Consider the following 12,778-nt stretch of genomic DNA (forward strand, 5'->3'; position numbering starts at 1 on the left):
GCTTCGGACGGTCGCAGTGGCGCGGCTGCGGGCCGTGTGGTCAGGCCAGAGTGCCACATACCGGAAGATGTCACGCCGATGTCACCTGACGAAGCGCTTTGTCACATCCCGGAAACATCAGGACCGATCGGCTGAAACGGCGCGCCGACACCGTTTGCGGTGTGGCCGTGCCGCTGGGTTCCCCGGCGTTGTGGAGCTCCCCGACTGAGGACGGCGGGCCACCCCCAGATCGATGGAAGGGATGACGTTGATGGAGATCAACGCCGGCGATACCGCCTGGGTTCTGGTCAGTGCCGCCCTGGTGTTCTTGATGACACCGGGCCTGGCTTTCTTCTACGGCGGCATGGTGCGCGTCAAGAGCGTGCTGAACATGATGATGATGAGCGCCATCACCATCGCCGTCGTCACCGTGCTGTGGATCGTGGTCGGCTACTCGCTCACCTTCGGTGGCGACAACGGCGGCGTGATCGGCAACTTCTCACTGGTCGGGCTCAAGGGCCTGATCGCCCCCGAGGCGGTGACCGGCACCATTCCGACACTGGCCTACGTGGTCTTCCAGCTGATGTTCGCGATCATCACGCCGGCCCTGATCTCGGGTGCGATCGCCGACCGGGCGACGTTCCGTGGCTGGATCGTGTTCGTGGCCCTGTGGACCTGCCTGGTCTACTTCCCGGTCGCGCACGCGGTCTGGTTCCTCGACGGTGACAACCCTGGTGGCTTCATCGGGACCGGGATCAAGGCGATCGACTTCGCCGGTGGCACCGCGGTGCACGTGAACGCCGGTGCCGCGGCCCTCGCCCTGGCGATCGTGCTCGGCCGCCGGGTCGGCTGGCGCAAGGACCCGATGCGTCCGCACAGCCTTCCGCTGGTGGTCCTCGGTGCCGGGCTGCTGTGGTTCGGCTGGTTCGGGTTCAACGCCGGCTCCGCCCTGAGCGCCGGTACGACGGCCGCGGTCGTCTTCGTGAACACCCAGGCCGCCACCGCCGCCGCGGTGGTCGGCTGGCTGATCATCGAGCGGATCCGGCACGGCAAGGCCACCACGCTGGGAATGGCCTCCGGCGCGATCGCCGGTCTGGTCGCGATCACCCCGGCCTGTGGCGCGCTCACCCCGGTCGGCTCGCTGATCCTCGGTCTCGTCGCCGGTGGCATCTGTGCCTTCGCGGTCTCGCTGAAGTACAAGTTCGGCTTCGACGACTCGCTCGACGTGGTCGGCGTGCACCTGGTCGGCGGTCTGGTCGGCTCGCTCGGCATCGGCTTCCTGGGCTCGGCGGCGGCGCCGTCGGCCGTGGACGGCCTGTTCTACGGTGGCGGTGTCGACCAGCTCGGCCGGCAGGCGCTGGCCAACCTGATCGTCGGTGTCTACTCCTTCGTGGTCGCCTTCATCCTGGCGAAGCTGATCGACCTGACCATCGGCTTCCGGCTCAAGGAAGACGACGAGGTGGCTGGTATCGACCAGGCCGAGCACGCCGAGACGGCGTACGACTTCCTGGCCGCGGGCTCGGGTCTGCGCGGGCACAGTACGGTCGTCCGGACCCCGGCACCGGTGGTCGAGGACGCCGAGCCCGACACTGCTGACAAGGAAGGTGCGAAGGTATGAAGCTGATCACCGCGGTGGTCAAGCCGCACAAGCTGGAGGACGTCCGGGCCGCGCTGGAGACGTTCGGGGTGACCGGTATGACGGTCACCGAGGCGAGCGGCTACGGCCGGCAGAAGGGCCACACCGAGGTCTACCGGGGCGCGGAGTACGAGGTGGACCTGGTCCCGAAGGTCCGGCTCGAGGTGGTGGTCGAGGACGGTGACGGCGCCGACGTGGTGGACGTGATCGTGAAGGCCGCGCAGACCGGCAAGATCGGTGACGGCAAGGTCTGGGTCGTTCCGGTCGAGTCGATCGTCCGGGTCCGTACCGGCGAGACCGACGGAGACGCCCTCTAGATGGTGGACCGGGCAGCACAGCGGCGCGCGCGTGCCGACGAGGCCGACGCGCTGCTGTTCCTGCTCCTCTCCAAGGCATGCGACGCCCTCGGTACTCCTACCGAGGGCGTCGCCCTGGTCGCCGTCGGCGGCTACGGCCGGGAGGAGCTCTCGCCGTACAGCGATCTCGACGTGATGCTCCTGCACACCGAGGGGTACCCGAAGCTCGACGAGCTCGCCGCCCAGATCTGGTACCCGCTGTGGGACTCGCGGACCAAGCTCGACCACAGTGTCCGGACGGTCGCGGAGGCCCAGAGCGCCGCCGCCGACGACATACGGGTCGCGCTGGGGCTGCTGGACGCGCGGCACGTCGCGGGCGACTCGCACCTCACCCTGCAGCTGCGGTCGGTGCTGATGGCCGACTGGCGCCGTACTGCGAAGACTCGGCTGCCTGCACTCGCCGAGGCGTGCCGGGACCGCGCCAACACGGTCGGCGAGCTCGCGCACCTTGCAGAGCCGGACCTCAAGGAGGCGTACGGCGGGTTGCGAGATGCCGTTGTACTGCGTGCTCTGGTCGCCTCGTGGTTGATCGACGTACCGCATCCGGTGGTCGAGCGGGCCCGGCTGGACCTGCTCGACATCAGGGACGAGCTGCACTCCGTCGCGGGCCGGGCAACTGACCGGGTGATCGCCGACGTGGCCGGTGAGGTCGCTGCCGGTCTAGGGCTGCAGGACCGCGATGCCTTGCTGCGACACATCTATTCGACCGGCAGGACGCTGGCGCACGTGTGTGACGTGTCGTGGCGGCGGATCGAGAGCCTGATGGCCCGTCCGCCGCGCTCGCGACGCCGTCACCGCACAGGTGGGCCGCTGCTGCTGGCATTGGACGAGGGCGTCGGTCAGCACGAGGGCGAGGTCGTCCTGATGCCGGATGCCCGTCCGGAGCGAGACGCCTCCCTTGGACTCCGTGCTGCGGCTGTGGCCGCTGACAGGGATCTCGTGCTCTCTCCCGCTGTCTGTGCTCGGCTCGCGAACTCTGCCGCGCTCCTGCCGGAACCATGGCCCGCTGAGGCGCGCCGGTTGCTGTGCGCGTTGCTGGGAGCCGGATCGGGCCTGCTGGAAGTCTGGGAAGCCCTGGACCAGGCGGGGTACGTCACGCGGATCCTTCCGGAGTGGGACCTGGTTCGCTTCCGCCCGCCGCAGTCGGCTGTGCATCGCTACACCGTCGACCGGCACCTGCTGGAAACCTGTGTAGAGGCCTCGAAGATGGTCCGCGACGTACGCCGTCCGGACCTGCTGCTGGTCGCTGCGTTGATCCATGACCTCGGCAAGGGAGTCGAAGGCGACCACAGCGTCACCGGGGCCGTCATCGCGACCTCGGTAGCTCGCCGGCTGGGCTTCTCCGAAGCCGACGTCGACACGATCACGCTGCTGGTCCGGCAGCACCTGGTGCTGGCTCAGGTCGCCACCAGGCGGGACCTGGACGATCCGATGACAGTCGACTTCGTCGCGGGCATTGTGGGCGACACAGAGACGCTGGACCTGCTGGAGGCCCTCACGTACGCCGACGCACGCGCGGCCGGCCCCGCGGCAGCTTCGCCGTGGCGGCTGCGGCTGGTGGGCGAACTAGCCAGGCGGGTTCGAGGTGAGCTGTCCGGTGGAGGGGCTGGGCTGTGGACCGAGGTGCCGCCGATCCCGACTCCGGACCTGCACCAGGTGGTCGGTGTCGGGCGCGTCGGCGTGACTGTGTCGGAGTACCGGGGCGACGTACGGGTGAATGTGGCCGTGCCCGATCAGGTGGGGACGCTGTCGACGGTTGCCGGGGTACTGGCGGTGGAGCGGCTCGCAGTACGGGCTGCTGTGGTGACCTCGACGGACGGCCTGGGGATTTCGCAGTGGTCGGTAGCCGGTTCGGCGCCTGACCCGGTGCGGTTGCGGGACCGGCTCGCTGTGGCGCTGCGCGACGACAGCGACCTCGTACGCCGGTTGGCGGCGCGCGACGCCTCGAAGGGGAAGAGCGCGGCCGCCCGGATCGACTTGTTGCCGGAGGCATCCGAAACGGCCACCGTGCTGCAGGTGCGGGCGCATGACCGCCCGGGACTGCTCTACGACGTCACTGCCGCGATCGCCGCGACCGGAGCGGACGTGAGGTCGGCGCATGTCAGCACGCTCGGCGCCGAGTGCGTGGACGTCTTCTACCTGACCGATCGCAACGGCTCCGCCCTGGAGGACGAAGACGCCCGCACGACGGCCAAGTCGATCCTGGATCGCCTGACCTTCTAGTGTCGGGGGGATGGATCTGGTAGCAGCACTGCAGCGGCAGGCCGTGGCTTGCGAGGACCTGGGCTCACCCATGTACGCCGACCTCCTGCGGCGGCTCGTGGACGACTACGAGTTGGGCGGGTCGTCCACGCGAGTACTGGCGGGATTCGAGTCAGCACCCGGGGACGCACTGATCGGCTTGCGGCTGCTCGGCGCAGTGCACCGGCTCGTGTTGTCGGGGGCGGCGCCCGAGTTGGCCGGGTTCTACCCCAGCGTGGGTGGCGAGTGGGACGCAGTACTCGGGTGGGAGGCGTTCGAGCAGGTACTGCTCTCGCGTGGACCGGAGGTGCGCAACCTGCTGACCCAGGCGCCACAGACGAACGAGGTCGGCCGCTCGACAGCCCTGTACGGCGGGCTGCTGCGGCTGGCCGAGGCAGTACCGCTTCCTGTACGGCTGTTCGAGATCGGCGCGAGCGGTGGCCTCAACCTGCGACCTGACCACTTCCGTTACGACCTGGCCGACGGGTCCAGCTTCGGGGCCGCGGACAGCCCAGTGGTGCTGGAGGACGCCTGGTCGGGCCGCCCTGTTGTGCCGGCGGCCCTGCGGATCGCAGAGCGGGTCGGCAGCGACATCGCTCCGGTGAACCCGTTGAGCGAGGACGGCGTGCTCACGCTGACGTCGTACGTGTGGCCGGACATGACCGCGCGGCTCGAGCGGTTGCGGGGAGCACTGGCGGTCGCGCGGCAGGTGCCGGCCGACGTACGGCGTGAGGACGCGCTGTCGTTCCTGCGGAACGTGGAACTGTCGGAAGGCCACGTGACGGTCATCTGGCACTCGGTGATGTGGCAGTACCTGTCGCCGGAGGAGCAGACGGCCGGCGATGCGCTGATCACGGCGCTGGGAGCCAAGGCCACCGAGACGGCTCCGCTGGCTCACCTGTGTCTGGAGCCGATGCGCCGTACGCCGCAGGCCGAGTCCGAGTGGCTCATCGTCCTGCAGGTCTGGCCCGGGGGAGTGCCGCGGATCCTCGGCACCGCCGAGCCGCACGGGCTGCCGGCGCACTGGGAGTGAGAGAGATCGCACTTCCCGTGAACTTAGGTGCGCCTTAGTCTGTCTGGAGAACTTAGGTCACCCTAACCTGAGTCACCAGAGAGGATCTCCGCCCAGATGACAAAGCTCCGCCGGATCGTCCTGACCGTCGCCGCCGCTACCGCGCTGGCAGTCGGTCTGATCACGCCTGCCGCTGCCGCACCCGGCAGTGCGAGCAACCTAGGCAAGACCTTGAACGCCTCGAACGCGACCGGCCTCGTTTCGGCCGGCGAAACGATCACTGTGACCGGCAGCGGCTTCAATCCGGCCCAGGGCTACTACGTCGCGCTGTGCGCGGTCCCGTCCGACTACAGCTACGGCACCAAGCCCAGCCCATGTGCCGGCGGTGACGGTCAGGGCGGTACGACGGTCGGCCCGTCGGCCTGGGTGACCAACAGCCCGCTCGGTGGCAGCGCGTCGTACCCGATCGCGGCCAACGGCACCTTCACTGCCCAGATCCGGATCAAGAAGGTCAACTCCGGCCTGGACTGCGGCGACCCGGACGTCACCTGCGCGATCGTCAGCCGCCGCGACCACTTCGCGGCCGGCGATCGCAGTGGCGACGTCTACATCCCGGTCTCGTTCAGCTGACGGGCCAATAGATCCACCGCCGGCCGGACGGCCACTCCGGCCGGCGGTTACCCCACCTCTGGACGGGTGGGGGACTGATGGCGGGTTTTCGTACCAGCAGCGCGTTGCGGGACGCCCTGGGTGCGAGAACCCGCCATCGGCGCGCTGGGTCAGGTGAGGGCCGCGACAAGGGTGTCGGCGAGCGCCGCGGCGTACCGGCCGTCCGGGTCGAGGTCCGGATCGAAGATGCCGATGTCGAGGCCGACGCACTTCGGTGACGCCAGCAGTGGCCGGAGCAGTTCGCGCAGGTGCTCGTGCTGCAGGCCGCCGGGGTCGGGACTGTCGACGGCAGGCATCACCTCGGCGTCGAGGATGTCCACATCCAGGTGCACCCAGAAGCCGTCCAGGTCGTCCCGCTCCAGGTGCTCCAGTACGCCGCCCGCCGCGCTCGCCGGGTCAGCGATGACGGTCAGTGCCGACCAGTCCCTGATCCCCGCCTCGCGCATCGTGTCCAGGTAGGCCTCGTCCTCGCGGTACCCGAGCATGACGGCGTCGCTGTCGCGCACGTAGGGCCGCAGTCCTTCCAGGTCGGCGAGGTCGTCCTGTCCGCGCCCAGTGACCAATGCCAGTGCTTCGCCTCCGGCCGCTCCGACGTACTCGTCGTTGTCGACGGTCCTGAAGTCCGAGTGCCCGTCGAGATAGACGACGCCGTACCGGCCGCGACGTCTGAGCGCGAGTGTCGGCGCCAGGAGGTTGCTGCACTCGCCCCCGAGCAGTACGACGAACTGACCGTCGTCCAGCAGCTTGCCGATCCGGTCTGCCAGCCGGATCGTGTAGCCGGCCATCGCCGCCGCGTTGAAGACCCCGTCGCCGGGCTTCCACTCGCCGCGGTCGTAGCGCGGTGGGGTCACGCATCCCGCGTCGGCCGCGACGATCCGCTCGACGAACCGCTGGTCTCTGAGGGCCCCCGCGAGTTTGTGGCAACCTGGCACGGTCCCCGGGGCCGGCGGTCGTAGTCCCAGGTTCGACGGTCCGTCCAGTACTGCTCTGTGTCTGCGCACGGCAACTCTTCCTAACCGCTCGATCCGAATCATCGGTTAGGGGATGCTAGCTCCGAGCAGGCGCCCGCGGGCCGGTAGACTCGGGGAGTTGCCTGGGGAATCGGCGACTGCCTGCTCCACCGGAACTGCTTCACCGGAAGAAATGGACTGTGTTCTCGTGTTCGACACGCTCTCTGATCGCCTGTCCGCCGCCTTCAAGACGCTGCGCGGCAAGGGCAAGCTGACCGACGCCGACATCGACGCGACCGCCCGGGAGATCCGGATCGCGTTGCTGGAGGCCGATGTCGCGCTGCCGGTGGTGAAGGACTTCATCGCGGCGGTCAAGGAGCGGGCCGCCGGCGCCGAGGTGCGCGGCGGGCTGAACCCGGCCCAGCAGGTGATCAAGATCGTGAACGAGGAGCTCGTCGCGATCCTGGGTGGCGAGACGCGTGAGCTGCGGATGGCCAAGCGGCCGCCGACGGTGATCATGCTCGCGGGTCTGCAGGGCGCCGGTAAGACCACGCTGGCCGGCAAGCTGGCGAAGTGGCTGAAGGAGACCAAGCACCAGACTCCGCTGCTGGTCGCCGCCGACCTGCAGCGCCCGAACGCGGTCACCCAGCTCCAGGTGGTCGGCCAGCGGGCCGGCGTACCGGTGTACGCGCCGGAAGCCGGCAACGGCGTCGGCGACCCGGTCGCGGTCGCCCGGCAGGCGATGGAGGAGGCGCGGACCAAGCAGCACAGCGTGGTCATCGTCGACACGGCCGGCCGGCTGGGTGTCGACGAGGAACTGATGAAACAGGCCGCGGACATCCGCGACGCGGTCACGCCGGACGAGATCCTGTTCGTCGTCGACGCGATGATCGGCCAGGACGCGGTCGTCACCGCGCAGGCCTTCCTGGACGGCGTCGGCTTCGACGGCGTGGTGCTGTCCAAGCTCGACGGTGACGCCCGCGGTGGTGCCGCGCTGTCGATCGCCAAGGTCACCGGCCGGCAGGTGATGTTCGCCTCGAACGGCGAGAAGCTCGAGGACTTCGACGTCTTCCACCCCGACCGGATGGCCTCGCGCATCCTCGGGATGGGCGACGTGATGAGCCTGATCGAGAAGGCCGAGCAGTCCTTCGACGCCGAGGAGGCGGCCAAGACCGCCGCCAAGCTGCAGAAGAAGGGCGGCAAGGACTTCACCCTGGACGACTTCCTCGCCCAGATGCAGTCGGTGCGCAAGATGGGCCCGCTGACCAAGATCTTCGGCATGCTGCCCGGCGCGGCCCAGTTCAAGGACCAGCTGGAGAACTTCGACGAGCGCGAGATCGACCGGATCGAGGCCGTCATCCACTCGATGACCCCGGCCGAGCGCACCGACCCCACCATCATCAACGGCTCCCGCCGGCTGCGGATCGCGAACGGCTCCGGCACCGAGGTGGCCACCGTCAGCGGCCTGGTCGAGCGCTTCTTCGAGGCCCGCAAGATGATGTCGGCGATGGCGTCGGGCAAGGGCATGCCAGGAATGCCGGGAATGCCCGGGATGCCGGGGATGAGCGGCGGCAAGAAGGGCAAGCAGCAGGTCAAGAAGGGCAAGGCCAAGCGCGGCTCCGGCAACCCGGCCAAGCGGGGCAACCCGGCGCAGAGCGAGCCGGCCGCACCGGCGGCGGGTCAGCTTCCGGCCGCCTTCGGTGGCAGCGCCGCCGGCGGGAACTTCGAGCTGCCGGACGACCTGAAGAAGCTGCTCGGCGACAAGTGACCTCCCGGCCGGGAGTCCTTCACCGGCCGGACGGACATACCGTCACCGGTTGTCCAGAACCGCTGGACCGTTAAGATCGTGCCTACGCCCAAGGATCAGGTACTGCGAACTAAGTCGTGAGGGACGGTTCGGATGAGGCAGCAGTTCAGCAACCTGGACACGTGGCGGGGCAAGCTGACCGCGGTCGGGGTCTGTCTCGCGCCGCCGACGGTCCTGGTCGCCGCGTTCGTGGCCGGTGGGGTCACCTCGAACACGTTCATCGTCGACGCCCACGCGCTGAGTCAGCCGCGTCAGGACGCCGTCTTCAACGAGCTGGCCGAGAACCTCCCGCCCGGCCCTGGGGCCGACGGAAGTATCCCGACCGAGCAGAAGTCCCAGATCGAGGTGCCGGTCACCGGAGCGGTGGACAGTCTCCAGCAGCCTCCGCCCGGCACGCCCGGTGACGTCTCCGGCATCCCGGGGACCGTGCTGGCGGCGTACCAGAAGGCGGCGAACGACCTGGGGACCGCGCAGCCCAACTGCGGTATCACCTGGCCACTGCTGGCGGGGATCGGGAAGATCGAGTCCGCCCACGCCAGTGGCGGCCGGGTCGACACGACCGGGGTGACCCGCGGCAAGATCCTCGGCCCGGTGCTCGACGGCGGGCCCGGGATGGCGGCCATCAGCGACACCGACCAGGGCTCGTTCGACGGCGACACCAAGTGGGACCGCGCGGTCGGCCCGATGCAGTTCATCCCGGGCACCTGGAAGTCCTTCGGTGCCGACGGCAACGGTGACGGCGTCAAGGACCCGCACAACATCTACGACGCGGCCCGCTCGGCCGGCGACTACCTGTGCTCCGGCGGCGCCGACCTCAAGGACCCACAGGGCCTGGTGCAGGCGGTGCTGCGCTACAACCACTCGATGGACTACGTGTCCAAGGTGCTGCGCTGGATGCAGACCTACAGCCAGACGACGGTGAACGTGCCGAACTCGCCGGACTCGATCGACCCGCCGGACGACAGCGGCAACGTCCAGAACGACCCCACGACGCCGCCGGCCACTCCGGTCACCACCCCGGCGACGACACCGGTGCCGACCACTCCGGTGCCCACGACCCCGGTGCCGACGACGCCGGTACCGACGACCCCGCGCCCGAGTACGCCGCGACCGTCGACGCCGACCCCGCCGAAGTCGCCGCAGGGAACTCCGCCGACCACGATCCCGACCCGGCCGACCGTTCCGACGACGCCGCCCAGCACGCCCCCGACCACTCCGCCGACGACGCCTCCCACGACGCCCCCGACCACCCCGCCCAGTACGCCGCCGACGACCCCGCCGAGCACGCCGCCGACGACGCCTCCCACGACGCCGCCGACCCCCTGTGGCCCGAACGAGACGCCCGCGCCTACCCCGGCGCCGAACGACCCGCCGGCTCCCGCGCCCACCTGCACGGTGCCGCCGAGCATGACCCCTGAGGCGACCACCCCGGCTCCGGAGAGCACCCCGGTAGCCCCGGGAAGCACTCCGGTAGCCTCGGAGACTACTCCGGCCTGAAGCGGCGCCGGCGGCCCTCTGAGGGCCGCCCGAAGGGCCTTTGCGGGCCGCGAAACCGGTCCGGAACGTTAAGATTTCCCAACAGTGACCCAGCCGCCCCCGGGCCGGATCGCCGCCTGCTGAGCGCGGCGGAGCACCGTTGAGCGCGGATTCGGCGCTGCCGGGCTATCGGCTCAGGTAACTTTCCGTCGCACTCCGGTAACTTTCTGGCGCATCGGTCGTTGGGGGAACTATGCGCCTAACCCGTAGTGGAAACCGTCGGGTCAAAATAATCATCGCTTCACTGTGCACGGCCCCCCTGCTGGTAGGGGCGATCGTGACAGTCGCTTCGGGCGGAGCCGGTGCCTCCGGCCAGCTCGCGGCGGACAGTCCGGTCGCTCCTTCGCCTGGAGCCGGACTGAACAGCGGTGAATTCGACGAACTGACCATGATCGTCCCCCAGCGTCCAGGAGTGGACGGCCGGATCGGATCTGACAAGCCTGCCCGGGCCGACGTGCCCGTGCAGGGTGCCACCGACGGCCGTTCCGTGGTCCGCCCGGGACGACCCGGTGCCGTGAACGGCATCCCCCGTGGGGTCTTCCCCGCGTATCGCCGCGCCACCGCGAATCTCGCCGTGGTCCGCCCCAACTGTGGGCTCACCTGGCCGTTGCTGGCCGGGATCGGCAAGGTCGAGTCCGACCACGCCGCCGGCGGCAAGGTCGACGTGGCCGGAACGACCCGGGGCAAGCTCTTCGGCCCGGTCCTGAACGGCCGCCGCGGGATCGGCCGGATCAAGGACACCGACAAGGGCCGGTACGACGCCGACCTGGTCTGGGACCGCGCCGTCGGCCCGATGCAGATCGTCCCGGGCGTCTGGACCGAGTTCGGAGCCGACGGAAACGGCGACGGCTTCCGCAACCCCAACAACGTGTACGACGCCGTCACCACCGTCGCGGTCTACCTGTGCTCCGAGGGTGACGACCTGAAGCGCCCCCGCGACCTGGTCGCCTCCCTCCTGCGCTACCAGCACTCCAAGGACTTCGTCGCCACCGTCCTGCGGTGGATGCGCGTCTACAGCAAGAGCGCGGTCCTGGTGCCGAACCTCACCGGCAAACTGGCCACGCCGAAGCCGACCGGCAACGTCGAGAGCAACGTCGACCCGCGCGAGGTGCCGGAGGTGCCGGACGACTCGGTCACCCCGACGCCGACCGCGAAGCCGACCGTCCCGGGCACCACGCCCACCGTCCGGCCGTCGATCCCGGACCCGATCGTGACGCCGACGGAGCGCCCGACCACGCGTCCGACGCAGCCGCCGACCGACCGGCCGACGACGACCACGCCGAAGCCGACCGACACGCCGACCCCGACGCCCACCCCGACACCGACTCCCACCCCCACTCCGTCCGAGACCCCGACCCCGACCCCGTCCGAGACCCCGTCCGGCTCACCCTGCGCGGCCGAGACGAACCCCACCCCCTGCACCCAGGGCAGCGGCTCGCACGGATAGTCCCTCTCGGTTACGGTCGCCACATGACGACCGAAACCGGTGTACTACGGCTCGCCGGCACGGTTCTGCCGGCCGGTGAGCAGCAGGAGCTTCACCTCAGTGGCGGGCTGGTCGTCGACCGGCCCGCCACTGCTGACGTCACCACGGTCAGCACGGGCGGCTGGATCGTGCCGGGCCTGGTGGACGCGCACTGTCACATCGGGCTGGACCAGCACGGGGCTGTCGACCGGGACGTCCAGGAGCAGCAGGCGGTCGCCGAGCGCGACGCCGGCGCGCTGCTCGTCCGGGACGCGGGCTCGGCCGCCGATACCCGCTGGATCGACGAGCGGGCGGACCTGCCGAAGATCATCCGGGCGGGGCGGCACATCGCCCGCTCCAAGCGCTACATCCGCAACTACGGCTGGGAGATCGAGCCCGACGAACTGGTCGCCTACGTCGAGCAGGAGGCCCGCCGCGGCGACGGCTGGGTCAAGCTGGTGGGGGACTGGATCGACCGCGACGCCGGCGACCTGACTCCCTGCTGGCCACTGGAGGCGCTCACCGCGGCCATCACTCGCGCCCACGACCTGGGCGCCCGGGTCACCGCCCACGTCTTCGGCGAGCATGCCCTGCCCGACCTGCTGGCGGCAGGCATCGACTGCATCGAGCACGGCACCGGCCTGCAGCCCGACATGCTGGACCAGATGGCAGCCGACGGGGTCGCCGTCGTCCCGACGATCATCAACCTCGAGAACTTCCCCCTGTACGCCGACCAGGCCGCCGGCAAGTTCCCTCTGTATGCCGCCCACATGCGTGATCTCCACGCACGCCACCTCGACACGCTGCGCTCCGCCGCGGAGGCCGGAGTGCAGGTCTATGCGGGCACCGACGCCGGTGGCGTCCTGGGTCACGGGCTGGTGGCCAAGGAGATCCTGGCCCTCACCACCATCGGACTGTCCGGCGAGCAGGCGCTGGCCGCCGGGTCCTGGTCCGCCCGCGCCTGGCTGGGCGCTCCCGCCGACCTCTCCCCGGGCAATCCGGCCGACCTCGTCGTCTACCCCGAGGATCCGCGAGCCGACCCGGCCGTGCTGGCTCATCCCGACTGCATCGTCCTGCGCGGCCGCGTCTATCGGCCCTGACTCCGAAGAACTGGCAGGATCGCGTCC

General features: G+C 69.9%; 10 protein-coding genes. 9 read left to right on the forward strand and 1 reads right to left on the reverse strand.

From position 1 onward, the window contains the following. The first annotated feature begins 241 nt into the window (after positions 1 to 241). From OX958_RS12920 to OX958_RS12940, 5 genes are all read left to right on the forward strand, one after another. Positions 242 to 1,597 carry an ammonium transporter gene (locus OX958_RS12920; protein WP_270137561.1) on the forward strand — a complete coding sequence of 452 codons (1,356 nt, stop codon included), beginning with the start codon at positions 242 to 244 and terminating at the stop codon, positions 1,595 to 1,597. Further along, positions 1,594 to 1,932 (forward strand): P-II family nitrogen regulator, encoded by a 339-nt coding sequence (locus OX958_RS12925; RefSeq protein ID WP_270137562.1) that lies wholly within the window; start codon positions 1,594 to 1,596, stop codon positions 1,930 to 1,932. The genes OX958_RS12920 and OX958_RS12925 overlap by 4 nt, the downstream gene beginning before the upstream one ends. After that, positions 1,933 to 4,194: a [protein-PII] uridylyltransferase gene (locus OX958_RS12930; RefSeq protein WP_270137563.1), complete on the forward strand. Its 2,262-nt coding sequence runs from the start codon at positions 1,933 to 1,935 to the stop codon at positions 4,192 to 4,194. 10 nt (positions 4,195 to 4,204) lie between these two features. Beyond that, positions 4,205 to 5,245, forward strand: coding sequence for a DUF2332 domain-containing protein (locus OX958_RS12935; RefSeq protein ID WP_270137564.1), 1,041 nt, complete (start codon positions 4,205 to 4,207; stop codon positions 5,243 to 5,245). Positions 5,246 to 5,341: 96 nt separating this feature from the next. After that, on the forward strand, positions 5,342 to 5,854 hold the full coding sequence (locus OX958_RS12940; protein ID WP_270137565.1) for a hypothetical protein: 513 nt from the start codon (positions 5,342 to 5,344) through the stop codon (positions 5,852 to 5,854). Between the two features lie 149 nt (positions 5,855 to 6,003). On the opposite strand, the gene OX958_RS12945 is transcribed toward OX958_RS12940, so the two are convergent. Beyond that, a complete protein-coding gene (locus tag OX958_RS12945; RefSeq protein ID WP_270137566.1) occupies positions 6,004 to 6,894 on the reverse strand; it encodes an arginase family protein in 891 nt (296 codons plus the stop codon). 157 nt (positions 6,895 to 7,051) lie between these two features. Between OX958_RS12945 and ffh the strand changes: the two genes are divergently transcribed. From ffh to OX958_RS12965, 4 genes are all read left to right on the forward strand, one after another. Next, the gene (gene ffh / locus OX958_RS12950; protein ID WP_270137568.1) at positions 7,052 to 8,611 is read left to right on the forward strand and encodes a signal recognition particle protein; all 1,560 of its coding nucleotides are present in this window, start codon (positions 7,052 to 7,054) and stop codon (positions 8,609 to 8,611) included. Positions 8,612 to 8,743: 132 nt separating this feature from the next. Further along, complete coding sequence (locus OX958_RS12955) at positions 8,744 to 10,147, forward strand: lytic transglycosylase domain-containing protein (RefSeq protein WP_270137569.1); 1,404 nt, start codon at positions 8,744 to 8,746, stop codon at positions 10,145 to 10,147. A gap of 316 nt (positions 10,148 to 10,463) precedes the next feature. Next, positions 10,464 to 11,633 (forward strand): lytic transglycosylase domain-containing protein, encoded by a 1,170-nt coding sequence (locus OX958_RS12960; protein WP_270137570.1) that lies wholly within the window; start codon positions 10,464 to 10,466, stop codon positions 11,631 to 11,633. A gap of 23 nt (positions 11,634 to 11,656) precedes the next feature. Next, positions 11,657 to 12,751, forward strand: a complete 1,095-nt coding sequence (locus tag OX958_RS12965; protein ID WP_270137571.1) for an amidohydrolase family protein — start codon at positions 11,657 to 11,659, stop codon at positions 12,749 to 12,751. The last annotated feature ends 27 nt before the right edge of the window (positions 12,752 to 12,778 follow it).

Origin of the sequence: Kribbella sp. CA-293567 (assembly GCF_027627575.1) — a bacterium.
Lineage (GTDB): Bacteria > Actinomycetota > Actinomycetes > Propionibacteriales > Kribbellaceae > Kribbella.

Excerpts from the sequence above, each read along its gene's own strand:
- OX958_RS12920 (WP_270137561.1), top strand. The coding sequence starts at position 242 with ATGACGTTGATGGAGATCAACGCCGGCGATACCGCCTGGGTTCTGGTC.
- OX958_RS12925 (WP_270137562.1), top strand. The coding sequence starts at position 1,594 with ATGAAGCTGATCACCGCGGTGGTCAAGCCGCACAAGCTGGAGGACGTC.
- OX958_RS12930 (WP_270137563.1), top strand. The coding sequence starts at position 1,933 with ATGGTGGACCGGGCAGCACAGCGGCGCGCGCGTGCCGACGAGGCCGAC.
- OX958_RS12935 (WP_270137564.1), top strand. The coding sequence starts at position 4,205 with ATGGATCTGGTAGCAGCACTGCAGCGGCAGGCCGTGGCTTGCGAGGAC.
- OX958_RS12940 (WP_270137565.1), top strand. The coding sequence starts at position 5,342 with ATGACAAAGCTCCGCCGGATCGTCCTGACCGTCGCCGCCGCTACCGCG.
- OX958_RS12955 (WP_270137569.1), top strand. The coding sequence starts at position 8,744 with ATGAGGCAGCAGTTCAGCAACCTGGACACGTGGCGGGGCAAGCTGACC.
- OX958_RS12965 (WP_270137571.1), top strand. The coding sequence starts at position 11,657 with ATGACGACCGAAACCGGTGTACTACGGCTCGCCGGCACGGTTCTGCCG.